Here is a 24,628-nt window from a genome sequence, read left to right on the forward strand (position 1 = left end):
TATGCCGAAGCCACCTGTGAACGCGAAAGCAAAAAATGCTAAAAAAAAGGGCAAGAAAACAGCATCTCATTTTCCTAAAAAGTTGGTGCTCACTGGCTGTTGTATCGTTTTAATTTCTATTTTTGCTATTTTATGGTCAAGTTTATTTAAAGCTTATCCTATTGAAGGGAAAAAGCAGATGCTATCGATCACTTCAGGTGAGACCTACTCTGGTTTTATCGATCACTTAGCAAAAGAAAACAAAATCCATTTCCCTATTGTACTTAAGCTTTATCAAAGATTTATGATTCATGACAGCATGAAAGCTGGTGTATATGAAGTTGAGCAGGGAATGAGCGTAAGACAAGTATTAGAGATGTTGTCTAATGCTGATAATGCTCAGATGAACCGTGTTTTGGTGATTGAAGGTACGACCTTTAAACAGCTTATTACTGCTTTAAAAAATGATAAAAATGTAAAAAATACAATACTCGATCTACCTGATGATCAGCTCATGAAGGCGCTAGGAATTCCATATCATCATCCGGAAGGTTTATTTGCGCCTAACACTTATTTCTTCGCAAAGGGTGAGACTGACAAAAAAATCCTCACCGATTTATATCATCGTCAAATGAAAGCTTTAGATACTGCTTGGGCAAATCGCGCACCAAACCTACCTTATAAAGATAAGTATGAAGCTTTAATTATGGCTTCGATTGTTGAAAAAGAAACAAGTATAGATAGTGAGCTTGAGCAAGTATCTGGTGTATTTGTACGCCGTTTGAAAATTGGTATGCGTTTACAAACTGACCCAACCGTGATTTATGGAATGGGTGATAACTATAAGGGTAAGATCAGTCGCGAAGACTTACGTACACCAACCGCATATAATACCTATACAATTAATGGCCTACCGCCAACACCAATTGCTTTGCCAAGTCAAAAAGCAATTGAAGCAGCACTACATCCAGATGACTCAAATAATATTTATTTTGTGGCAACTGGTAATGGTGGCCATAAATTTACAGCAGATTTACAGGCTCATAATCAAGCGGTGCAAGAGTACTTATCCGTGTTGAGATCGAAGAAATAAGGAAAAGAGATGTTTATTAGCTTTGAAGGCACGGAAGGGGTAGGTAAAACTACACTCATTCGAAAAATTCATCAGCATTTTGAAGAGCAAGGTAAACAAGTTGTTTTAACCCGTGAACCAGGTGGTACGCCTTTAGCAGAACAAATACGTTCAATGCTTTTGGCGGTGAATCATGATGAAAATATGAGTCACGATACTGAACTACTCTTAATTTATGCGGCACGTGCGCAACACTTACAACAAGTGATTTTGCCGGCTCTAGAGTCTAGCAAAATTGTTTTAAGTGATCGCTTTACAGATGCTAGTTTTGCTTACCAATGTTCGGGTCGTGGTTTAAGCCAAGATAAATTACAGCTTTTAAATCAGAACTTTGTTTCACGTATGCCAAACGTGACTTTCTGGTTAGATGCACCGATTGAACTCGGTATGAACCGTGCACGTGAGCGTGGAGCTTTAGACCGTTTTGAACAAGAAAAGTTAAGTTTCTTTACTAAAGTTCGCGAAGGTTATGAGACCTTATGGAAAGCTGAACCTGAACGTATTAAACGTTTAGATGCTACGCAAAGTCCTGATCAGGTTTTTGAGCAAGCCTTACAATATTTAAGATAAATAATAAAAGCCACTCTCATATTTGTGGGAGTGGTTAAAAATAATGACAAATCTGCTTAAAAAGAACATAGAACATATTGAACAATATTTTGTGCTATTTTGAATACTGTTCTTAAATCGAAGAAAAACAAGGATGAAAAGTTCAAAAGAAGAAATTATAGCGTTTCTTGAAAAGGAGTTTCCCCCTAGTCTTGAACATTGTACGATTGAATCAGTTACGCCTAAAGCTGCTGTCGTTTATTATCACGTCGATCAAAGACATCAACGCCCGGGTGGTACCATATCTGGACCTACCATGATGACTTTGGCAGACTTTGCTTTGTATATCGCAATACTCGGTGAAATTGGAATTGTTGGTTTGGCGGTAACGACGAATTTTAATATTAACTTTCTTAGAAAACCCGCAGGTGATAAAGATCTACGCAGCGAATGTAAGCTCATGAAAGTAGGGAAGAGTCTTGTCGTGGGTGAGGTATGGATTTATTCAGTAGGATTAGATGAACCAGTAGCGCATGTAACCGCAACTTATTCAATTCCACCTAGACCATGAATATTAAATTCAAAAAAGCACAGCAAGAGCTGTGCTTTTTTTATAAGAAGAACAGTTTAAATTTCGGTATTAACCAATGGTTGTTCTACTGTAAAAGTTGGAGGAGTTAAAACAGTTTTACGAATCTCTTTTGAAGTTTCTGGATAATCGAGCGTGTAGTGTAGCCCACGTGATTCTTTGCGGTGCATGGCACAGCGCACAATCATTTCCGAAACGAGCACAAGATTACGCAGTTCAATCAGGTTTTTGCTAACACGGTAATCTTGATAATATTCAGTGATTTCACGCTTTAACATCTCTATACGGTGTAAAGCACGTTCTAAACGTTTTGTAGTTCTTACAATACCAACATAGTTCCACATGGTTGAACGTAACTCATCCCAGTTTTGTAAAATCACCACATCCTCATCTGGGTTGGTTACTTGAGAGTCATCCCAAGTTGGTACTTCTGGTAATTTGAAGTTTTCATCAAACTTATTTTCGATGTCTTTTGCTGCACTCATGCCGTAAACAAAGCACTCAAGTAATGAGTTACTTGCCATACGGTTTGCGCCATGTAAGCCTGTATAAGAGGTTTCACCAATTGCATATAGACCTTCAATATCGGTCTGACTATTTGAGTCAACTACAACACCACCACATGTATAGTGAGCTGCTGGCACTACTGGAATCATGTCTTTGGTAATGTCGATACCTAATTCAAGTAATCGTGCATAAAGTGTAGGGAAGTGCTCTTTAATAAATTCAGGTGATTTGTGGGTAATATCTAACCATACATGACGAATACCGAGACGCTTGATTTCGTGGTCAATGGTACGTGCCACAATATCGCGAGGAGCCAACTCTGCACGATCATCAAAACGAAGCATAAAACGTTCGCCATCTGGCAAGCGTAAATAAGCACCTTCACCACGCATGGCTTCGGTAATTAAGAACGAACGCGCTTGTGGATGGTATAGGCAAGTTGGGTGGAACTGGTTAAATTCCATATTGGCTACACGGCAACCTGCGCGGTAAGCCATGGCAATGCCATCGCCTGTAGCAATATCAGGGTTAGACGTATAAAGGTAAGCTTTCATCGCACCGCCGCAAGCAAGTGCGGTAAATGGTGCAAGGAAAGTATGAACTTTTTCAGTGTTTTCATCTAAGGCATACAAACCAATAGCGCGATTTGCTTGATCTGTATGTCCCAATTTATGCGACGTGATTAAATCAATCGCAATGTAGTTTTCAAAAATAGTAATATTTTCGCGTTCTTTGGCGCGTTCAACCAATGTAGTTGAAATGGCTTTGCCTGTAGCATCAGCAGAATGGATAATGCGGCGCTGTGAGTGACCACCTTCACGAGTTAAGTGAAGTTGCTCATCTTCATCTAAGGTGAACTGAACACCTTGCTCTAAAAGGAAATCAACAGAAGGGCGACCGCCTTCTACAGTATGTTGAACTGCATCTATTTCACATAAATGAGCACCTGCAATCATCGTGTCATTAATGTGTTGTTGAATAGAGTCAGTTTCATCAAGAACAGCAGCAACACCGCCTTGTGCATAGAAGGTACTTGCTTCAGTCAAAGCAGCTTTGGCTAAAACTGCAATATTAAAATGACTTGGTAACGATAAAGCCAGACTTAAACCAGCACCGCCACTGCCCACAATAATCACGTCAAAGTGGTGAATTGTCTGTTGATTAGGCATGTCCATTCGCATCAATTTAAAACGTCCGCTAATGACACCCCTTTTTACCTAAAAAGGCAAGAGCTTAAGCGCTCTAAGTCACAGAAAAATTGCAATTACCTTAAAAAATTGCAATGTGTAAAATAAACGTGATCATGATGTCTTATAAGTAAACATATTGTTACGCACAATTCCAAAGCATTGTGATACAAAAGTTTTATTCTTATTTCTCGTAGACCAATTGTGGGTGAGCACCGAATGAAATCTCGCTATTTACAACAAGGAATGTATGCAGCGGTATTTACAGTTGCCGCTGTTCAAGCAAACGCTGCTGTTGATTTTTCAAACCTCGTTGAACAAGTTAGTCCAGCTGTGGTGAGTGTAAATGTCGTAAAAAAAATGACTCAGGATGAATTGTTACAACAGCAAGTTCCTGAAATTTTAAAACGTTTCTTTGGTAATCAGGTCATCATTCCACAGCAACAAGGTCCTCAAGAAAAAACCGCATACGGTAGTGCATTCTTTATTAGTAAAGATGGTTACTTACTCACAAACCATCATGTGATTGAAAATGCTTCCCGCATTAGTATTACTTTAAATGACCGTCGTGAGATTGATGCAACTGTGGTTGGTAGTGATGAACGTACTGATGTTGCCTTATTAAAAGTCAATGGGAATAACTATCCAGCTTTAAAAGTGGGTAATGTTGACCGCTTACGAGTCGGTGAGCCTGTTTTAGCGATTGGTTCACCATTTGGTTTTGATTACTCAGCTTCAGCAGGTATTGTCAGTGCTAAATCACGAAATATGAGTGGTGAAACCTCTGTACCGTTTATTCAAACAGATGTGGCTTTAAACCCGGGTAACTCAGGTGGCCCATTGTTTAATCAAAACGGTGAAGTAGTCGGAGTAAACTCACGTATCTTTAGTGGTACTGGTGGTTATATGGGCTTGTCTTTCTCTATTCCAATCGATGTTGCGATGGATGTAGCTGAACAGCTTAAAACCAAAGGGAAGGTTACTCGTTCATACTTAGGCGTTATGATGCAAGATATTGATCGTAACCTTGCTGATGCCTACAAATTACCTAAACCAGAAGGTGCTCTTATCACACAAGTTACTCCAAATTCACCTGCTCAAAAAGCAGGGCTTAGAGCTGGTGATGTGATTTTAAAACTTAATGGAACTTCTGTACTACGCACAAGTGATTTGCTCTATGCTTTAAACAAAGTACAGCCAAATCAAACTGTTCAGTTTGAAGTATTACGTGATGATAAAACTCGTAATATTTCTGCAACTTTGGCAACCGCACCAGATGAAACACCAGCTACAGGTGCTCAGACTTCTGCCTCTAAAGGTCCGGTTTTAGGCATGAGTATTCGTGATTTAGCTGAGCCAGAGAAAAATGCATTGAGCGTAAAAGGTGGTATTTATGTTCAAGATGTTCGCCGTGGTGGGCTGGCATCATTGTCAAATATCATTCCGGGTGATGTGATTATTCAGGTTAATAATACTCAAATTTTGAATAGCCAAGATTTTGCAAAAGTTGTTTCTAACTTACAAAAAAATACGGTTGCGCGTGTTGGAATTATTCGTCAAGGCCAACGTGCAATGCTTGGTTTGCGCATCCAGTAAAATGATTTAAAAATGAACCACCCTGAAAATGGGTGGTTTTTTATTATTTGTATTCGGCATAATGTTCGATCTAGCTAGTTTAATTGTAGCTTTGGGTTTAATGATTAAAATGGGTGTTTTGTGAGCAGTATTTTCGATTTGCATATTCAGGTTCAGCTACAGCATATTGATGCTTTGGGTCATGTTAACAATGTAATGTATGTCCAATGGATGCAAGATGTTGCTGCTGCTCATGTTGAAACATTAGGTGTAGGCGTAACCAAATACCTTGAGCTTAAACATGCAATGGTTGCTGTTGAGCATCATGTTCAATATCGTAAAGCAGCGTTTGAAGGCGAAGAAATTGTGCTGCGAACATGGCTAGATGATATCAATGCACTTTATTCATTTCGCCAGTATGTTTTTTATCGTCCCTCTGATCAGGCAGTCTTATTTGTTGGGAATACCAAGTGGGCATGTATTGAAATTGCATCAGGCCGACCAAAACGAATGTCACCAACTTTTACACAAGCTTATAAGCCCCTTGATACAAGCATAAATCCTTTAGACTTTACTATTTCATATGCCCGTTAGTCGGAAGTATTACATGTGCTTTGAATTGTCATTTTTTAGAACATAAGTACAAAGCTCATGATTATTTTGGATACTTTAAAATATCCATCTGCTATAATCTCTCGCAATTTGTTAAACCGCTTTGGCTATGTATTAAAACAAGCTACATAGCACTTTATATTTTCTCAAGGTAGCCCATGGCGCAAGCTAAAAAATCCGTTGATATCAAAAATATCCGAAACTTCTCGATTATCGCTCATATTGATCATGGTAAGTCTACTTTAGCTGACCGTTTCATTCAGATGTGTGGTGGCCTACAAGATCGTGAGATGCAAGCTCAGGTCTTGGACTCAATGGAGCTTGAGCGCGAACGTGGGATTACCATTAAAGCAGCGTCTGTGACATTGTATTACACCCATCCAAATGGGCAGGAATATCAGCTTAATTTTATTGATACACCTGGGCACGTTGACTTCTCGTATGAAGTTTCTCGTTCGTTAGCTGCATGTGAAGGTGCATTATTGGTTGTTGATGCTGCGCAAGGCGTAGAAGCACAATCAGTTGCAAACTGTTATACAGCTATTGAACAAGGTCTCGAAGTTCTTCCTATCTTGAATAAAATTGATTTACCGCAGGCTGAACCTGAACGTGTAATTCATGAAGTTGAAGAAATTATCGGGATTGAAGCGACAGATGCACCGACTTGTTCAGCAAAAACAGGTTTAGGCGTTGAAGGTGTATTAGAGCGTTTAGTTGATGTTATTCCGGCGCCTGAAGGTGACCGTGAAGCTCCACTTCAAGCGTTAATTATCGATTCATGGTTTGATAACTACTTAGGTGTAGTTTCTCTTGTCCGTATTAAACAAGGTCGTATCCGTAAGGGCGACAAAATGTTGGTTAAGTCGACAGGACAAACTCATCCAGTAACTTCTGTTGGTGTATTTAATCCTAAGCATACTGAAACAGATATTCTTGAAGCTGGTGAAGTAGGTTTTGTTATTGCAGGTATTAAAGACATTTTTGGTGCGCCAGTAGGTGATACCATTACACTTGCAACTACACCAGACGTTGCAACGTTACCGGGTTTCAAAAAGGTTAAACCGCAGGTTTATGCGGGTCTTTTCCCAATCGATTCAAGTGACTTTGAACCATTCCGCGAAGCATTACAGAAATTACAAATTAACGACTCTGCCTTGTTCTTTGAACCTGAAAGTTCAGATGCACTTGGTTTCGGTTTCCGCTGTGGTTTCTTGGGCATGTTGCATATGGAAATCGTACAAGAGCGTTTAGAGCGTGAGTACGATCTCGATTTAATTAGCTCTGCACCAACAGTAGTTTATGAAGCTGTTACCAAAAAAGGTGAGACGATCTATATCGACAGTCCGTCTAAGATGCCAGATGGTTCAGTTGTTGAAGATTTACGTGAGCCAATTGCTGAATGTCATATTCTTGTGCCGCAAGAATACTTAGGTAATGTCATGACCTTATGTATTGAGCGTCGTGGTGTACAAAAAGACATGAAATTCTTAGGTAATCAAGTTTCGATTACTTTTGAAATTCCAATGGCTGAAGTCGTGATGGATTTCTTTGACAAGCTTAAATCATGTTCACGTGGTTTTGCATCGCTAGACTATAACTTCGTACGTTTTGAAAGTTCATCTTTAGTTAAGGTTGATGTGCTAATTAATAGTGAAAAGGTTGATGCCTTGGCTATGATTTGTCACCGTAATGATGCTCGTCATCGTGGTATTGCTCTAGTTGAAAAAATGAAAGACTTGATTCCACGTCAAATGTTTGATGTGGCAATTCAGGCTGCCATTGGTGCACAAATTATTGCTCGTTCGACCGTTAAGGCGATGCGTAAAAACGTCCTAGCAAAATGTTATGGCGGTGACGTGTCTCGTAAGAAGAAATTACTTTCTAAACAAAAAGAAGGTAAGAAACGTATGAAACAAGTGGGTAGTGTAGAAATTCCACAAGAAGCGTTCTTAGCTGTTTTGAAAGTAGAAAGATAAAAGAAAGGGCTGGGATGAACTTATATTCTCCCAGCCATAAAGCAAGCAGCTAGGCTGCGAGTGAGGTCATGTGGATTTTGATTTTAATTTAATTCTTGTTCCAGTTACGCTGATTTTATTTGCAGTGTGGTTGCTAGATAAGCTCGTTTTTAAACAGCGTGCGAATAAAGGGCGAGAGAACGAAAATTTTGTTATTACATGGGCCTATGACTTTTGGCCAGTTTTAGCTGTTGTACTTGTATTACGTTCATTCCTTTATGAACCATTTAACATTCCATCAGACTCTATGGTTCCAACTTTAGAGACTGGCGATTTTATTTTGGTTAACAAGTTTGACTATGGTGTTCGTTTACCTATCGTCAATAAAAAAGTGATTGATGTTGGTGAGCCTAAACGTGGTGATGTCATCGTATTCCGTTATCCACCTCAGCCGACTATTAGCTACATTAAACGTGTAATTGGTTTACCGGGTGATCATATTGTTTATGATCATGGGCAATTGATTATTAATGATCAAAAAATTCCTAAAGTAGCAACTCAGTTTAGTCGTGAAAAAGATGCTTTAGATACACCTACGTCGATTTATCATAAAGAAACGATTGGTGATCATACATTTACAATGCGTGAGCTTGAAGGCGTAAACGTTGCGCGTCAGGCACCTTTTATCAACTATGTTGATAATGGCAAATATTCGAACCAAGACGGTTTATATTGGGAAGTGATAGTTCCAAAAGGACATTACTTTGCAATGGGTGACAACCGCGATCAAAGTGCTGACAGTCGTTTCTGGGGCTTTGTTCCTGAAGAAAACTTAACAGGCCGAGCTTTCTATGTCTGGATGCATAAAGAACCTGGTTTCCACCTGCCAAGCTTTAACCGAAATGGAAAAATAGATTAAAAACAACCATTAGGAAAACAAAAATGCGTAAGGCACAACAGGGTACTTCGTATTTAGCAATTTTATTTGGGGTGGTCATATTTGCAATTGCGGCGAAAGCCGTACTTGCAGTTTGGCCAGCATATTGGGATGATCGTGTGATTAATAATCAGATTACTGAGCTTATGCAACAAAGCTCAGCTGATACCACACCCCAAAAGTTTATGACACAAATGGATCAACGATTGGAAATGAACAATATTCGTGATCTCCATTTTAAAGAGATTGCTGAAGTGTTTAACCAATCGGGTCTGATTGTCAAAAAGAAATATGAAGTAAGAAAACCTTTCTTACTGAATATTGATTTAGTTTTAACATTTGAGAAGAGTTTTGACAAAACATCAGTTCAAACTAAGTGATCCTCGCTTACTCAGTCGGATCGGTTATCAATTTAAGCAGCCCGAATTGCTACAGTTAGCTTTGACTCATCGTTCGGTGAGTCATAGGTATAACTATGAACGTTTGGAGTTTTTAGGCGATTCGCTGTTGGGGATGATCATCGCCAATTATTTATATCATGCCTACCCACATGAAAATGAGGGGCGTTTAACGCGTATGCGTGCGACTCTGGTTCGCCAAGAAGCTTTAGGTAAAATTGCAACCGATTTGCAACTTAGTCGGTGTTTAATATTAAGCACGGGCGAATTGAAATCTGGTGGTCATCATCGTGAGTCAATATTGGCAGATACTGTAGAAGCGATTATTGGTGCAATATATCTTGATTGTAGTGACCTGAACCTACTCAACGATATTGTGTTAAAATGGTATGTACCTTATTTAGATCATATTGAGCCAACAGATCAACTCAAGGATCCAAAATCACGTTTACAAGAGTATCTACAAGCACGTAAAAAACCTCTCCCTGTTTACGAGGTTGTAGATATTCAGGGTGATGCGCCTCATCAGCACTTTAAAGTCGAATGTTTGGTAGATGGTTTACCAAAGATTTATGGTGAGGGGTCAAGTCGTCGTTTTGCCGAGCAGGCAGCAGCGGCGGAAATTTTAAAGTTATTGGAGCAATAACCTGCATGTCGATGCATTCTGATCAAATCAATCCAGATTCAAATGAAAACCAAGATCCAAACAATCTGATTGATCAATTTTTTAGTTCCAAAGGCGTTACAATTCCTTCGGATTTTAAGAGCGGATTTGTGGCGATTGTGGGACGTCCAAATGTGGGTAAATCTACCCTCATGAACCATTTGTTGGGTCAAAAACTCTCGATTACTTCGCGTAAACCTCAAACGACACGCCATAAAATTATTGGTATTGATTCACGTGAAAAAATGCAAGCGGTCTATGTAGATACACCGGGGATGCATAAGAAAGAAGTACGTGCAATCAATAAAATGATGAACCGTGCTGCGCATTCTGCACTACGTGACGTTAACTTAGTTTTATTTGTTATTGATGCCTATAAGTGGACTCAAAATGACGATTTAGTGCTTGAGAAACTCAAGAATGCTGAAATGCCAGTTATTTTGGTGATTAACAAAGCTGATACTTTTGAAGATAAAAGAGAGATTCTTCCTCTAATTCAAGAGCGTACTAAGCTTATGAATTTTGCTGAGATTGTTCCTGTTTCTGCTCTACGTGGAGCTAACTTGGAACATTTAAGTGAAACGATTGAAAAATATCTTCCTTATCAGCCACCACTGTATTCATTTGATCAAATTACGGACCGTTCTGAGCGCTTCTTGGCAAGTGAGATCATCCGTGAAAAAATCATGCGTCAGTTGGGTGAAGAACTTCCATACGATTTAACAGTACAAATTGAATCTTTCAAAACGGAAGAAGAAACTGTTAATGAGAAAACGGGACGATTAAAACCAGCTTGTACTTATATCGATGCAACTATTTTTGTGGATCGTGCTGGTCAAAAAGCAATCGTAATTGGTGAGAAAGGTGCCAAGCTTAAAACGATTGGTATGGATGCCCGTAAAGATATGGAAAAAATGTTCGAACAAAAGATCATGCTTACCTTATGGGTTAAGGTTAAAGGCGGTTGGTCTGATGATGAGCGTGCTTTAAAAAGTTTAGGATATAGTGATATCTAAGAAGCAGGGAATACTGGTATGAAAGCAATTACATCAATATTAGCTATTGTTGGATGTGCATTGATGTTGCAAGGTTGTGTGTACAAGCTTGTAACCGTACCAGTAGGTATTGCTTATAAAACAACTAAAGGTGTAGTGAAGGGTACAGCTGCTGTTGTAGGAGCTGTAATTCCTGATGGTGATGACGACGATAAGAAAGAAAAAGAATCTAAGGAATAGTTTCTTTTTATGATGCGCAATGAAATCCTGCATGGATATATGATTCATCATCGTAAATATCGTGAAAAAAGCCATATTGTGCATCTCTTCACTCAAGAGTATGGGCGAGTCGATGGTATTTTAAGACAAACTCCACCCCCTCAATATCAGCCTATCCGATTACAAGCTACGGGTAAAAGTGAACTGAAAAATTTTACGAAACTGGAAATACTAAATCAGCCAGTTTTCTTTTTTGGTGATGCTTTTTTCGCTGGTTTTTATTTAAATGAAATTGTTTTAAGACTTTGCCCTTTAGAAGAAGCAATGCCACAAACATTTGAACAATATCAATTAACACTACTTCAACTACAAGAATTGTCTTCGCACGAAAACCCAGATCTCTTTCTTAGACAGATATTAAGACAGTTTGAACATGCCTTGCTTCCTGAGTTAGGTTACGCGATTGATTTTTCAGTTGATAGCTCCCAAAAAGAAATTTTGCCGCATCAATTTTATCAATTTCAAGTGACTGAAGGCTTTGCTCCAGTCGTTCAGGCAGGCCGTTCATCTTTGTCTGGAAAAGCAATTTTATCTATGTTGGACTATGAGCAAGGTCAGGATTTTTCTCACGAACAATTGCAATTATTAGGTAAACTATACCGTCAAATGATTACATCGCTTTTAGGAGATCGTCCCCTAAAAAGCCGACAATTGTGGATTCAAAACACTCAAACTCAATCGTAATTAGGATTTATTTATGGCTGCATTGCTTGGTGTAAACATAGACCATGTTGCTACTTTAAGACAGGCGCGCGGTACTACTTACCCAGATCCTGTAGAAGCTGCTCTCATTTGTGAACAAGCTGGCGCAGAGGGTATTACTTTGCATTTGCGCGAAGACCGTCGCCATATTCAAGATGATGACGTGCGTCGTATGCGTCCATTGTTAAAAACGCGTATGAATCTAGAGTTGGCTGTTACTGATGAAATGGTCGAGTTTGCAAAAGAAATTCAGCCACAGCATGTGTGCTTCGTTCCTGAAAAACGCCAAGAAGTGACAACGGAAGGTGGTTTGGATGTCGTAGCTAATTTTGAAAAAGTTAAGGCTGCAACTCAAGCTTTAGCTGCATTGGGTTGTGATGTATCTTTATTTATTGATGCAGATTTTGCTCAAATTGATGCGGCAATTGCATGTGGAGCACCTACGATTGAGTTACATACAGGTGCGTATGCAGATGCGGAAACAGAGCAAGACCAACAAGAAGAACTAGCACGTATCGTAAAAGGTGTCGAATACGCGGCAGCAAAAGGTTTAGTTGTAAATGCGGGTCATGGCCTCAATCTAAAGAATATTGCTCCAATTGCAGCGATTCCACAAATTCATGAGTTAAATATTGGTCACTCAATTATTGCTGAGAGTGTTTTTGTAGGTCTGGTACAGGCTGTTAAAGATATGAAAACAGCAATTCAGGCAGCAGGATAATTAGTAATGTCGAGTATCAATTATGATGAGTTAATGCAGCCTGTATTAGACTTCTTGGGGTGTCAAACCCCAAATGAATGGTTGGATGAGGCAATCAATAATTTAGATATCTTGATGCAAGATCATGCTAATTGTGAAAAGAAAGCTGCTAGTACAGCAATGAACTTAATGTTCCGCTATAGCTTCTTTCCTGACTTACAAGTAAAACTTGCTCAACTTGTACGAGAAGAAATGCTTCACTACGAACAAGTGCTTGAGCTTATGGCTAAGCGTGGTCAAGAGTGGACTGGTTTAAGTGCTGGACGTTATGCTGGCGGTCTCCGTAAAGAGATTCGTACCTATGAACCTGAAGCTTTAATCGATGTACTTGTGGTAGGTGCTTTTGTTGAAGCGCGTTCATGCGAACGCTTTCATGCACTTGCTCCACGTGTAGATGATGAGTTAGGACGCTATTATCGTTATCTGCTTAAATCAGAATCACGTCATTTCGAAGACTATTTAGCTCTCGCACTCGATGTGGCCAAAACAGCAAAAATGAAAAATCCTAAAGAGGATATTCAGCAGCGTATTGAACATATTCGTGAGGTTGAAAAAAATCTTATATTAACACCAGATGATACTTTCCGTTTTCACAGTGGTGTTCCTGCTTAGTTTTTGACGGCTTTTGTTAAAAAAGTTTACCTTCCAAGGTAAACTTTTTTATTGGGTATAATTTATCTAGTGGGATCAAATAACTCTGCTTTTAGTTATTTAATGCATATAATTATTTAATAAATATATTTTTTATAGATTTTAATTTCTCTTAAAATTTTTAAAAAAACTTTTATTTTTTTAGCCTAATAATAAATATTGTGTAAATATAAAGGCTGATATGTTCATCATGAGTTCAACTAAAATAGTTGATTATTTCCAAGGATATAAGAATGTTAGCATTAGTTACAGGCGCATCGGCAGGTTTTGGTTATAGTATTTCAAAAAAGCTGATCGAGTTAGGCTATAACGTTATTGGATGCGGAAGACGGGCAGAAAAACTAGAAGAACTAAAACAACAACTGGGTGAAAAATTCTATCCATTAGTATTTGATATGACGGATACAGCAGAAAATATAAATAAGATATTTAAAGAGTTACCCAATGAATTTCAAATTGATCAAATTGACTTGCTTGTAAATAATGCAGGTTTGGCATTGGGTTTAGAGTCGGCAGATAAAGCGGAATTAGATGATTGGTACACGATGATTGATACCAATGTTAAAGGCCTTGTGACAGTTACCCGATTAATTTTACCAAGTATGGTAAACAAGAAATCTGGTTTAATTATTAATATGGGTTCAATTGCAGGTACATACCCATATCCGGGTGGTAATGTTTACGGTGCAACAAAGGCTTTTGTAGAGCAGTTTAGTCTAAATCTTCGTGCGGATTTGGCTGGTACAGGTGTGCGCGTGACTAACGTTGAACCAGGGCTGTGTGGGGGGACTGAATTTTCACTTGTACGTTTTAAAGGGAATCAAGATAAAGTGAGTAGTCTCTATGATAAGAAAAACCCAATTTTGCCTGAAGACATTGCAAATACGGTAGCTTGGATTGCATCTCAACCACCACATATTAATATTAACCGTATAGAAATGATGCCAACAACGCAGTCTTTTAATCCTTTAAAAGTGGTTGAAGTAGAAGAATGATTTAAGAAGAAAATATGTTGTTTAGAGTTAAGTTGTATCGTTAAACCTAACACATGCTCTAAGAAAAAATTAAATCCTCTATCAATAGATAGGGGATTTTTTGTAGTTATTGATAAATTTATGGCAAAAAAAAGCCCGCTTTAATGCTGCGGGCTTTTTAGTATTTGGCTCTCCCACCTGGGCTCGAACCAGGGACCTGCGGATTAACAGTCCGTCGCTCTACCGACTGAGCTATGGGAGAATCTGCATGCGATTATAAGGAGATTTTGACAAGGGTCAAGTGAAAATCGTCATGTTTCCTTCATTTTTGTGTTGTATGCTTTTTATTTGATCAGGTTGGGTGGCAAATTCATAAATTACTTGCACTTTAAAAACTGAATTGCTAGATTCAAAAAAGAACAAGCGTTTGGAGAAATCCAAACAGTGTGGATTTAAACCAACTTGCCAGCACTAAAATGGCTAAATCGGAGATAAGTATGAAAACACTTACTATTGCTTCTATTTTTTCTAATTTTGATTTTTATCAACGTAATTATCTTAATATATTAAATCAACCTGAATCCTATTACACATGTGTAGAAGATGCGTGGATTGATGCTTTTCCATTTAAAAAGCAGAGATTGTACTTAGGTGATTTGCTACAACTCTGGTTTAGTTCAAAGTGGAATGTGCGTACTTCATTTAAAGTCTTAAAGTGTTCCAAATTGCTAGATCAATCGCAACCTCTTTATATTTTCCAGCTCGATGGCGAATTATTATTAGGTAAAAATAAAGTTTTGGCTTGGTCTACTCAGCATCGTGAAGTGGTCGAGCTTCAACTTAAAAATATTTGGGCGCCATATGTGATTGCTCAAACTTGTGAACGTCCAATTATTCCTTACGTCATAAAAAAGGCAGCCGTTTAAAGCTGCCTTTATTCTTTATGGGCGAATAATCATGCAGGTTGCTGTCGCATAAGCATACAGTTTACCTTCTTCATCAATAATTTTACCTTCGGAAATACCCAAGTTTTTACTTAAATTAATAACTTTTCCTGTGGCAATTAAAGCCTGATTTTGGGGAATAGGGCGGCACATTTTTACATTAAGGTCGATGGTGCCATAACCCACACCTGCGGGTAACATTGTATGAACAGCACAGCCTGTTACGGAGTCTAGGACTGTTGCAGCAAAGCCACCATGTACACCACCTAATGGGTTTAAATGGTTGTGATCTGCTTGTGCTTTGAAAGTCACAGATCCTTCAGAAATTTCAGTAGGTTGCATTGGAATAGTTTTGCTTATACTGGCAGGTGGAATGTGACCTTCAATCATAGCTTGTAAAAATTCGAGGCCTGTCATTTCCATAGGATTTTTCATTTTTTGAGTCCTTCAGTAATTAAAGTTCTAAAATGGAACTTGATGTTAAATTAGGCGCTAAAATGCATATTGTCAAGTTGGCAAGCATAAGAAATATGGCTGTTTTATAGTTTATAAACTTGTAAAATGTAGTTGAGTAGAATATTTTATAACCCTAAAAATATAAACTTCTTGTGGAAAATAATAATGAACGGTCAGTGTTTATGCGGTGAAACAATTTTTAAAGTTGAATTAAAAAATCATGATGTACATGCTTGCCATTGTTCGATGTGTCGTAGACAAACTAGTGGTGTCATTATGACAGTTGATGTGGTCAAAGGTAGTTTAAAGTTTATTCAGCAAAAGCATCTTAGCGTATTTAACTCTTCTGAATGGGGCGAAAGAGGCTTTTGTAATACTTGTGGAACAACAATTTTTTGGAGAACGAAAGATCAAAACTACTGTAATATCAATGTATTTTCTTTAAATGAGCCAATAGAAGACTTGAATTTAGATATGGAAATTTTTATTGATTCAAAACCCGATTTTTATACTTTCCAAAATCAAACAAAAAAACTAACTGAGGCTGAGGTAGTCGCCTTGTTTAACCCAGAATAATTTTAATTATAAAAAAAGGCCTCAATTTTGAGGCCTTTTTTTAATTTTACAAATTATTTAGCAGCTTTTTCTGCTTCAATTGAAGCGATCGCAGCATCAACACCTTCAATCGATTCAGCAGCTTTTTTGATACGTGCTAACGCATCAACAAGTACTTCATCAGCTGTTGCATATGAAATACGCATGAAGCCGCCTAAACCAAATGCATCACCAGGGACAACTGCTACGCCAGTTTCTTCAAGTAACCATTCAGAGAATTCTGTGCAAGACTTTAAGCCTTTTGCACGAATAAGAGGGCGAATGTTTGCATATGCATAGAATGCACCATCAGCAGGTAAACAAGAGATACCTTTGATGTCGTTTAAGCCGTTTACAACTAAGTCATGACGGCGTTTAAACGCTTTAATCATTGGTTCTAAAACATCTTGTGGTCCATTTAATGCAGCTTCAGCAGCAACTTGTGAAATTGAAGTTGGGTTAGAAGTTGATTGAGACTGGATTTTTTTCATTGCACCAATGATTTTTGCTGGGCCGGCTGCATAGCCAATACGCCAACCAGTCATTGCATATGCCTTAGAAACACCATTTAAAACAATTGTGCGGTCATATAAATCTGGAGCAACAGTTGCAATGTTGTAGAACTCATCTTCCCAACGAATTGGTTCATACATGTCATCAGAAGCAACAAATACTTGTGGATGACGACGTAAAACTTCAGCTAAAGCTTCTAATTCAGCTTTACTATAAATCATACCTGTTGGGTTAGATGGGCTGTTTAATACCACTAAACGAGTGTTTGGTGTAATCGCAGCTTCTAATTGTTCAGGAGTGATTTTGAAGCGTTGCTCTTCACCACATTTCACAATAACTGGTGTACCTTCAGCAATAATCACCATATCTGGATAGCTTACCCAGAACGGTGCAGGGATGATCACTTCATCACCTTTATTTAATAATGCAAGTGCCAAGTTAAAGAAGCTTTGCTTACCACCACATGACACCAAAATCTGGTTCGCTTGATAATCAAGATTATTATCACGCTTCAATTTAGCAATAATTGCTTTTTTTAACCCAGGAGTACCATCTACAGCCGTATATTTGGTGAAACCATTATTAATTGCTTCAATTGCAGCATCTTTAATGTGTTGAGGGGTATCAAAATCTGGCTCGCCAGCACCCAAACCAATCACATTCTTGCCAGCAGCTTTAAGCTCAGCAGCTTTGTTAGTTACAGCAAGTGTAGGGGACGGTTTGATAGCATTGACACGATCAGAAAGACGTACGTCCACGGCAATATTCCTCTTATGGGATTAAAAATAAAAAGCATACTATCTTATCGCAAAAATTAGGTAATTTGCGGATGCAGGTATTTTTAGATGTAAAAAAGTTTAATTTAAGAAGGATCTTGTTGCGCTTTTATTCAATTAAAGCTTTTTTGGAAAGAAAGGAGAAAAATACTTTATAATAGGCGGCAATCGAAATTTCGAGACTGAATTATGACTGAGCAACAGCCAAAACAGAAAAAGGCTTTGGTGAAATTGCCATTCCCAATGCCGAATGAAAGTAATCAAGCGGATGATGCTGTACACAACCAAGTGCGTCCGAAGCCAGAGCAATATGCTGATAGAACTTGGATGCCTCCTCGTGGTACTCGTCGCTCAATGGGTAAACGCTAATTTAAATAAAAAACAGGCAATATGCCTGTTTTTTATTGCTGTAATATTCCTTGATAATAGATTTTTTTCTTTTGATACATATGGTGATCTGCGCGTTTTAGCATATCCTCCACCTGTTCATTGTCTTTTGTTGTTGCATGCCCAATAGCAATACTAATTGGGTGACTTGAGTAATATTGATTATCTATATTGAAAAGTTCCTGAATTGTTTGAAGCATCATTAAAACATTCGCTTCGTCTGCTCCGGGCATTAAAACAACGAACTCATCTCCACCAATTCGAGAAGCGGTATAAGCAGTATTTGTGATTGCCTGATTTAGAATGTTACCTACACGGCGTAACAACCCATCGCCAATATCATGACCCAGTTGATCATTGGTTTCTTTTAAACCATTCATATCTAAAAAAATTGATGAAACAGGGCGGATAATACTGCGATTTAAACGATTAAGTTCTTCTGTAAAGAATGCGCGGTTATAGAGTTTAGTCAGTACATCATGTTGCCCTAAATATTCGAGATAATTTTCAGCTTTCTTTCGAGCTGTAATATCTGTGAGTGCAACCTGTACCAGTCCCCATGTCTCTTCATAGCCTGGGAATACAGTAAATTGCAGTAGAACATTTCTAATTTGTCCATCTAATGCATAATTAATGGCTTCACGCTTGTGGTGAATATTTCCTTGCCATAGCTCAATCAGTTGCTCTCTGAAGGTTTCCACCATCTCATCGGCAAAAATTTTATGGGTATTTTTTAGCAAAGTGTTTTTATCGGGTGCTTTAAATAAATCGATGGTCGACTGATTAACATCTAAAATCAAAATATCTTCGATACATTGACGAACAAATTCAGGATGTACATCTAAAAAAGTTCTAAAATCTTCTATACCTAATAATCTAAGCTGATCAATTCTGTTTTTAATACGACTAAAATCTTCGACCCAAAGAGAAGTGGGTGAGTAAATAAACATTGACTCTGCTAAACGTCTATTTTTCTCTTCTTGACGGAGTGCGTTTTTGTAAGGAGTAATATCTTCAGTCGTAATTAAAATACGGCTAAAGGTGGCTTCAGAGCCTGGTAAAATTGCCCCCCGTAGTTGTACATCAATAGGTTTACCAGAGAGCGTGTAATTTATAGTAGTACTTGAGAAGTGGGTTTTGCCATTCCATAACGCTTCGAGTTCGTGAATATGGGCTTCAAACATCTCTTTTTTAAAAATAAGATCTAAGTTCGCGCACAGTTCTTCTTGGTTTTTTGCTTCAAAAAGTTCTAAAGCTTTTTGGTTGACTTTGATCACTTTAATTTTATGGGCACATTCAATAATCAGATTTTTATTTTGGCTTAGAAAATCATATAGGTTTTCAATCCCTTGGCTTTTCCATAAGTCAAATAACTGTTTAACTTCACTGAAATCCTCAATCCACATTGGAATTGGGGTTAGGTCAAAAATTGAAGAATCTAAAGTTTCCATATGTTTCTTTAAGTATTCAGTTTGTCTCAAAGTATAGTGAGAAAAATTAAGATTTGGAAAGATAAATAGATTAAATCTATTAGAATAATTAAAATAAAGAATATTTAATGTAAGTGAAATAATATAATGAGAAAGCAGAGGTTATCTGCTTAACTCATAAAATGACAAAATAAATTAGCGGTTAATTGGGTGTTCAATGTGTTTTTCACCACGCCATAATTTAATAAAGTCTTGCTCATCGAAATCATATAGTTCCATAAGTGCAACAATAACACTTACGAAAATCATCGCGCCTTCTGAATTACCATGAATATTGAAAATCTTACCATTGAGCTTACCCAAAATATCACTTAATTCATGATCACGGCCTCTGCCATAACGGTCACGAGGATACAATTCTTCATTAAGTACGATAAGTGCTACTGCTTTTTCAGCATTCGATAAATCTGTTTTATCTAAAGCTTCTTCAAAAGACTCGCTACCATGATTAAAGTAAAAGATGACTTCATCATTAATGAAACTTTGAACCATTTTTTGAGTAAGTGTCGGGAACTGTGAAACAGCGTTTTCTTCGACATATGGTTTAAATGATTCAGGGAAAATTACATTGTGATATATGCCCTTAAAAAGTGGAGCAATTTCAGAAACTTTATAACCTGCGATTCCACATCCTAAAGCAGTCACAAAGTACTTTATTTTAGGATGATTTTTTGCATAAATTTTAAAGTCTTCAACATAATGCTCGATTTGGGAGAGTGGCATTTGTTGAATATGTTCATTTAGAGTTGGAATTGCAAAGCTTTGTCCAGCCCAGCCACGACCTACACCTTCAACTGCACCAAAGTGCTGACTAGCAACTCGGGCAGCTCCACTACTGTGTTGCCCGGCAAGATTGCTTCCAAATACGAAAACTGTATCTTCAGGAAGTTCCGTTACAATGCTTTCATCATGGTATTGGTATGACATATTCTTATCATTAAATAGAGTATAAGCTCATGTTGAAGGGGAAAAGACTAGAGGTCAAGAGGAGTAACAGGGAAATTAATCCCTGTTTAGCAACTTAGCCTAATATTCTTTCTTTAAATTTCTCTTTACGCCTAATGAGTGAGTTTGAAAGTTTAATTTGGATAGGCGTAAATATTTTTTCTTGAAGATATATACTAAGTGGTACAAGTAAAATGAGAAATATAAAAACTGAAATTGTACTTAAATGATCAATCTTCTTTGCATTAATCATAAGTTCATGAAAATTTGGTGAGTTGATAGTAGCAATAATCAATTTATAAATTATAAAATATATTGATATAAGTGGCAAATGTAACATATAAATAGAAAGAGAAGCCTTTCCTAATTTTTGTATCATCAAGCATAAATTCTGATTTTTAAAATTTATTTGTAGAAAACTATAAATTAATGCAAGTTGAGTAAATAAAAATAGACCGTTATGGGATAAGTAAAACCATTGTTTTGGATTCATTTTAACTAATATATTCATTAAAATAAAACCTAGTATCCCAATTAAAAAAAACAATAATTGAAATTTTTTAGTTGTTGAATTTGCTTTTAAGCATATAAAATAAAAAATAATTCCAGCAATAAAATCAGGGAGTCTTAATAAAGGATTTCTATGTATTATTCCTACAACATCAGAGCTAAAATTTTGTGTAATAGTAAAATACAATGCTGGAAACATAGAACTTATCCAACAGCAAATCAAAAGAGTTTTTAGATGTTTGTGATCTTGAATTTTTTTAACAAAAAATTGAAAAGTTAAATAAAAAAAGAATAAAGCTGAGATAGACCAAGCTGCTATATTTAAAAATAAAAATCTATAATCCCAAGCTTGAACTAAACTCAAACTTTCAATAATATATTGTAAAAGATAAGAAAAAAAGAATTCGAATGTTCCAGCAGAACTATCATTACCCGGAATAGTTTGATATGCCTGCTCAATTGGAAAACCTCTTCTAGCAATTAGCTGCAACAAGAAAAAGGTAAAAAGGGATAAACACATTGTCATAATATGAATTGGATACAATGCAGAAAATCTTTTAATTAAAAAGGTTGAATTAGAAAATTTATTATCTTTAATTTTTTTGAAATATACATGTGTTAAAATAAATCCAGAAAGTATAAAAAAAGTACTTGTACCAAAAAAACCATTGAAACTAAGGAGGTTTAATATAGAATCTTTTAACAAAGATTGAATATGGTATAGCACCATAACTAAAGCCATACAAAACCTAATTAAATCTAACCCAATGACTTTTTTTGATAAAATCATAACTTGCTTGTAATAAAAATGTAATATTTAATTCTTACACATAATGAACACAAATGTTTTGTTTTTGTTATTGTTTGTATGTTTTTCAACCTTAATTTGGTTATTTTTTAATTTAATTGTTTGTTTTTTGTTCTTTTTATTAAGGTTTTCTTAAATTTAATCTTGCATGTTCTAGAATTGTTACTTCTTTTGAAGTACTGACATGAGGTCTGTGTCAGTACAGTACTTCAAAGTTAATCTTTAAAATCCATTAGATATTAAATTTATTAGCTTATTACTGATCGCAACATTTGTTTTTTCATTTACATGGTAGGCATCTCTAGATAAACTTAAAGGAACATATTGATTTTTTTGATATTTTATGTCATCTGTTGTGGGGGGGATTGAAGTGTCATTCCAAATTTCATCACTTTCTATATATTTTTTTAAATCAAAATAATGATTTGAGTATGTTTTTGATAGAGAATTGTTTACAAAATTTACTTTGTCTATAAGCCCTTGAGAGGGTTGTGTAGTAGTAAAGAAACCCACGACTAAAACATTGTGTGTAAGATTTTCATCAATCCAGTTTATACATTGATTAGATTTTTCAATAACATATTGAGAACTTCCTTGAGTTTGGTCTCCACTTAGTAAGTTATTTTTACCTAGGTTAACGATAAAAATAGAGTCGCTTTTAACCTTGGGAAATAAACTATATATAGGGTAATATGTGTTTTTATCTATATCTTTTTTTATAAGTTGTTGAGATATAAAATAATATCCATTTTCATCAACGCCAATTTGTCCTTGATTATCATTAATTTTTACATCAAAAGTTTTTAATGCATGATCCATTGGCCAATCAGCATCGAAATAATTTTTTGTATTTAATAATAGTTGTGTGTTTTTGAATCTAACGGTACCAGGAAAAGCACCAACTCTCAAGCACATACTATATAAATACTCACTCGCTTTAGCATAATTTATGAGATTATAATTATTCCGAGATGCTGTAGCAGTCAGTGCATTGTTCATATACTCAAATGTACTACTGCCCAGTACATATACATCTTTTTTAGCATGTGGTTGCGGAATGATAACAGGATCAGTAGTTGAGCTTTCATTACCGCAAGCCTGCAATGTTATGGTGAGAGAAAGTAGCACAATAATTTTATTTAATTTACTCATAAGCATGCCAGTAGTGGTTCAAATTATTTTTCGATAGTGAAGTGGTCTGAATATATACTATTCACTAAAACATTCAATATTTTATATATGATAAGACTCAATTATTCTCAAATAAGAGATAATATTTTGATAAAAATTAAATTTTAGTTTGAATCGAATATGCTTTTTCAGAAGCATGATCCAATTCATTCAATAAAAATATCTGAACTGCATTTTTTTAAGTCTATGAAATTTTTCTTGCTTGATTCATATAAGTATATTTATTTTTATTTAAACGGATAAATCATATGAAATTTGATTTCTACCATTTGCTTTAGCTCTATAGAGGAGATGATCTGCACGATGCAAAGCCTGTTCAATGTCCTGTAAGTTTTTTATAGAGGTGAGTCCATAACTTGCTGTAATTTTAATTTTATTATTCGTAAATACAGTTTGTTCTATCAAAGCTTTAAGCAATTGTGTCTGGTGTAAAGCATCTCTTTCATTTTTAGCCGAGATCAAGCAAATAAATTCTTCACCTCCAAAGCGTGCTACTAAGTCATTAGCCTTTTTATTATTTAATATTATTTCACTAACACCTTTTAAAATTAGATCACCTGTATAATGACCCCATGTATCATTAATTGTTTTGAAATGATCAAGCTCGAAGTATATTAAAAAATAAAAACTATTACCAAAATCTATAACTTTATTTTTTCAAAAAAACCACGACGATTTAATAAATGAGTGAGCGGATCTTGAAAACGTTCATTATTAAGATGATGAATAACATCTTTGACGGCGCATCCACTAATGACTAGAGCAAATAAAATATTTAAGAGGATGTTGGCTGACATACATAGCAGCCACCATACTGATGAGGTTAAGGTAAATTGACTTTGATCTATAGGCTCTAAAAATATGAAGTTAATCCCAGCTCGAAAAAAAGAATATGAAACACTGATCAAATAAAAAATTAAGATCCATTTATCAAATGATTTAGAGGACGGTAATTTTTTTAGTACATGTGGAATTGTAATAAAACCTACTAAACCCAAAGAAATATTTAAAATAATTAATCTTACCCATATTTGGGGCTGTATATATGAAAAATAGGTCAACATAGCAATCGTACATAAACTAATCGCTAATGCTAATTTGTGCCTAAAAGAAACCTTTAACTTCAGACTAATAGCATAGGCACCGAACCAACTGCCTAATAAATATAAAATTGCTGTGAAAGGAGCTGCTAAAGTAAGTTGTGCATTGTTCATTAAACATTGAGCAAATAATGCAATTGAGGGAATAACATAAGCTAAGCCAATCCATAATAAAAAAAGATCAGCTTTAAAAATTAAGCGGCAAAATGTAAAAGCGAGTCCAATCAAAAACAGGCAACTTGGAACAATTAATATAAAATATTGCATATTGATGGGATTCACAGCAATTTTTTAAATTTTCATATTTTTGAAATGCATAGAATAAAGTGTATTCATGTGTAAATTCAAGATTGAGTCTTTAAATTATGAAAATATAAAATTTGAAGATATTCACTTATATGTAATCAAAAATCTGATTAAAGTACAGAAAAATGATTGTAAATTTGGCTTATTGACTCCATTAATAGCA

General features: G+C 36.3%; 27 protein-coding genes, 1 tRNA gene and 1 pseudogene. 19 read left to right on the top strand and 10 right to left on the bottom strand.

The window, feature by feature from the left end:
- Nucleotide 1 precedes the first annotated feature (1 nt).
- The 3 genes from mltG (at nt 2) to I8T81_RS04925 (ending at nt 2,231) form a co-directional block, all read left to right on the top strand.
- Entirely contained in the window at nt 2-1,072 is a 1,071-nt protein-coding gene (mltG, locus tag I8T81_RS04915) for an endolytic transglycosylase MltG (protein ID WP_198072241.1), read from the top strand.
- A gap of 9 nt (nt 1,073-1,081) precedes the next feature.
- Nucleotides 1,082-1,681: a dTMP kinase gene (gene tmk / locus I8T81_RS04920; protein WP_019457252.1), complete on the top strand. Its 600-nt coding sequence runs from the start codon at nt 1,082-1,084 to the stop codon at nt 1,679-1,681.
- A 133-nt stretch (nt 1,682-1,814) separates the two neighbouring features.
- Entirely contained in the window at nt 1,815-2,231 is a 417-nt protein-coding gene (locus tag I8T81_RS04925) for a PaaI family thioesterase (protein ID WP_004699951.1), read from the top strand.
- 56 nt (nt 2,232-2,287) lie between these two features.
- Here I8T81_RS04925 and nadB read toward each other — a convergent pair whose 3' ends face one another.
- Nucleotides 2,288-3,931, bottom strand: a complete 1,644-nt coding sequence (gene nadB, locus I8T81_RS04930; protein ID WP_077163143.1) for an L-aspartate oxidase — start codon at nt 3,929-3,931, stop codon at nt 2,288-2,290.
- Nucleotides 3,932-4,162: 231 nt separating this feature from the next.
- Here nadB and I8T81_RS04935 point away from each other — a divergent pair, with 231 nt between their 5' ends.
- The 12 genes from I8T81_RS04935 to I8T81_RS04990 all read left to right on the top strand — a co-directional run bounded on the left by I8T81_RS04935 (nt 4,163) and on the right by I8T81_RS04990 (nt 14,466).
- Nucleotides 4,163-5,539 carry a Do family serine endopeptidase gene (locus I8T81_RS04935; protein ID WP_004699956.1) on the top strand — a complete coding sequence of 459 codons (1,377 nt, stop codon included), beginning with the start codon at nt 4,163-4,165 and terminating at the stop codon, nt 5,537-5,539.
- 120 nt (nt 5,540-5,659) lie between these two features.
- Nucleotides 5,660-6,112, top strand: coding sequence for an acyl-CoA thioesterase (locus I8T81_RS04940; RefSeq protein WP_198072242.1), 453 nt, complete (start codon nt 5,660-5,662; stop codon nt 6,110-6,112).
- A 176-nt stretch (nt 6,113-6,288) separates the two neighbouring features.
- Entirely contained in the window at nt 6,289-8,106 is a 1,818-nt protein-coding gene (gene lepA / locus I8T81_RS04945) for a translation elongation factor 4 (protein WP_198072243.1), read from the top strand.
- Nucleotides 8,107-8,176: 70 nt separating this feature from the next.
- A complete protein-coding gene (gene lepB / locus I8T81_RS04950) occupies nt 8,177-9,004 on the top strand; it encodes a signal peptidase I (RefSeq protein WP_198072244.1) in 828 nt (275 codons plus the stop codon).
- A 23-nt stretch (nt 9,005-9,027) separates the two neighbouring features.
- Nucleotides 9,028-9,402, top strand: coding sequence for a DUF4845 domain-containing protein (locus I8T81_RS04955; RefSeq protein WP_019457246.1), 375 nt, complete (start codon nt 9,028-9,030; stop codon nt 9,400-9,402).
- Nucleotides 9,374-10,066 (top strand): ribonuclease III, encoded by a 693-nt coding sequence (gene rnc / locus I8T81_RS04960; protein ID WP_019457245.1) that lies wholly within the window; start codon nt 9,374-9,376, stop codon nt 10,064-10,066. The genes I8T81_RS04955 and rnc overlap by 29 nt, the downstream gene beginning before the upstream one ends.
- A gap of 11 nt (nt 10,067-10,077) precedes the next feature.
- Nucleotides 10,078-11,100, top strand: a complete 1,023-nt coding sequence (gene era / locus I8T81_RS04965; protein ID WP_077163210.1) for a GTPase Era — start codon at nt 10,078-10,080, stop codon at nt 11,098-11,100.
- Nucleotides 11,101-11,118: 18 nt separating this feature from the next.
- The gene (locus I8T81_RS04970; protein WP_004699972.1) at nt 11,119-11,319 is read left to right on the top strand and encodes an NF038104 family lipoprotein; all 201 of its coding nucleotides are present in this window, start codon (nt 11,119-11,121) and stop codon (nt 11,317-11,319) included.
- Between the two features lie 9 nt (nt 11,320-11,328).
- Nucleotides 11,329-12,042, top strand: a complete 714-nt coding sequence (gene recO / locus I8T81_RS04975) for a DNA repair protein RecO (RefSeq protein ID WP_019457244.1) — start codon at nt 11,329-11,331, stop codon at nt 12,040-12,042.
- 13 nt (nt 12,043-12,055) lie between these two features.
- A complete protein-coding gene (gene pdxJ / locus I8T81_RS04980) occupies nt 12,056-12,781 on the top strand; it encodes a pyridoxine 5'-phosphate synthase (protein WP_004699978.1) in 726 nt (241 codons plus the stop codon).
- A gap of 6 nt (nt 12,782-12,787) precedes the next feature.
- Nucleotides 12,788-13,432, top strand: coding sequence for a tRNA-(ms[2]io[6]A)-hydroxylase (gene miaE, locus I8T81_RS04985; protein WP_004699979.1), 645 nt, complete (start codon nt 12,788-12,790; stop codon nt 13,430-13,432).
- A 272-nt stretch (nt 13,433-13,704) separates the two neighbouring features.
- Nucleotides 13,705-14,466, top strand: coding sequence for an SDR family NAD(P)-dependent oxidoreductase (locus I8T81_RS04990; RefSeq protein WP_198072245.1), 762 nt, complete (start codon nt 13,705-13,707; stop codon nt 14,464-14,466).
- Between the two features lie 165 nt (nt 14,467-14,631).
- Here the strand turns inward: I8T81_RS04990 and I8T81_RS04995 are convergent.
- Nucleotides 14,632-14,707 (bottom strand) — tRNA-Asn (locus I8T81_RS04995).
- 49 nt (nt 14,708-14,756) lie between these two features.
- On the opposite strand from I8T81_RS04995, the pseudogene I8T81_RS18860 reads away from it, so the two are divergent.
- Nucleotides 14,757-14,841, top strand: a pseudogene (locus I8T81_RS18860) (hypothetical protein); the annotation flags it as partial.
- Nucleotides 14,842-14,942: 101 nt separating this feature from the next.
- On the top strand, nt 14,943-15,371 hold the full coding sequence (locus tag I8T81_RS05000; protein ID WP_004699984.1) for a hypothetical protein: 429 nt from the start codon (nt 14,943-14,945) through the stop codon (nt 15,369-15,371).
- Between the two features lie 15 nt (nt 15,372-15,386).
- Here I8T81_RS05000 and I8T81_RS05005 read toward each other — a convergent pair whose 3' ends face one another.
- Nucleotides 15,387-15,824 (bottom strand): PaaI family thioesterase, encoded by a 438-nt coding sequence (locus tag I8T81_RS05005; protein WP_002119022.1) that lies wholly within the window; start codon nt 15,822-15,824, stop codon nt 15,387-15,389.
- Between the two features lie 186 nt (nt 15,825-16,010).
- On the opposite strand from I8T81_RS05005, the gene I8T81_RS05010 reads away from it, so the two are divergent.
- Entirely contained in the window at nt 16,011-16,421 is a 411-nt protein-coding gene (locus I8T81_RS05010; RefSeq protein WP_198072246.1) for a GFA family protein, read from the top strand.
- 53 nt (nt 16,422-16,474) lie between these two features.
- Here I8T81_RS05010 and I8T81_RS05015 read toward each other — a convergent pair whose 3' ends face one another.
- Nucleotides 16,475-17,710 (bottom strand): pyridoxal phosphate-dependent aminotransferase, encoded by a 1,236-nt coding sequence (locus I8T81_RS05015; RefSeq protein WP_198072247.1) that lies wholly within the window; start codon nt 17,708-17,710, stop codon nt 16,475-16,477.
- A gap of 207 nt (nt 17,711-17,917) precedes the next feature.
- Here I8T81_RS05015 and I8T81_RS05020 point away from each other — a divergent pair, with 207 nt between their 5' ends.
- The gene (locus I8T81_RS05020; protein ID WP_002118942.1) at nt 17,918-18,097 is read left to right on the top strand and encodes a hypothetical protein; all 180 of its coding nucleotides are present in this window, start codon (nt 17,918-17,920) and stop codon (nt 18,095-18,097) included.
- Between the two features lie 32 nt (nt 18,098-18,129).
- On the opposite strand, the gene I8T81_RS05025 is transcribed toward I8T81_RS05020, so the two are convergent.
- The 6 genes from I8T81_RS05025 to I8T81_RS18870 all read right to left on the bottom strand — a co-directional run bounded on the left by I8T81_RS05025 (nt 18,130) and on the right by I8T81_RS18870 (nt 24,426).
- Nucleotides 18,130-19,566, bottom strand: coding sequence for a sensor domain-containing diguanylate cyclase (locus tag I8T81_RS05025; RefSeq protein ID WP_198072248.1), 1,437 nt, complete (start codon nt 19,564-19,566; stop codon nt 18,130-18,132).
- Nucleotides 19,567-19,740: 174 nt separating this feature from the next.
- Nucleotides 19,741-20,532, bottom strand: a complete 792-nt coding sequence (locus I8T81_RS05030) for an A1S_2505 family phage non-structural protein (RefSeq protein WP_198072249.1) — start codon at nt 20,530-20,532, stop codon at nt 19,741-19,743.
- A 94-nt stretch (nt 20,533-20,626) separates the two neighbouring features.
- Nucleotides 20,627-21,802 carry an acyltransferase family protein gene (locus I8T81_RS05035; RefSeq protein WP_265091523.1) on the bottom strand — a complete coding sequence of 392 codons (1,176 nt, stop codon included), beginning with the start codon at nt 21,800-21,802 and terminating at the stop codon, nt 20,627-20,629.
- Between the two features lie 288 nt (nt 21,803-22,090).
- Nucleotides 22,091-23,020, bottom strand: coding sequence for a cytochrome P450 family protein (locus I8T81_RS05040; RefSeq protein ID WP_198072251.1), 930 nt, complete (start codon nt 23,018-23,020; stop codon nt 22,091-22,093).
- 270 nt (nt 23,021-23,290) lie between these two features.
- Nucleotides 23,291-23,704 carry a GGDEF domain-containing protein gene (locus I8T81_RS18865; protein ID WP_227602164.1) on the bottom strand — a complete coding sequence of 138 codons (414 nt, stop codon included), beginning with the start codon at nt 23,702-23,704 and terminating at the stop codon, nt 23,291-23,293.
- Nucleotides 23,701-24,426, bottom strand: coding sequence for a hypothetical protein (locus I8T81_RS18870; protein WP_227602152.1), 726 nt, complete (start codon nt 24,424-24,426; stop codon nt 23,701-23,703). Before I8T81_RS18870 ends, I8T81_RS18865 begins: the two co-directional genes overlap by 4 nt.
- Nucleotides 24,427-24,628 lie beyond the last annotated feature (202 nt).

Source organism: Acinetobacter seifertii, assembly GCF_016064815.1.
GTDB classification, from domain to species: Bacteria; Pseudomonadota; Gammaproteobacteria; order Pseudomonadales; family Moraxellaceae; genus Acinetobacter; species Acinetobacter seifertii.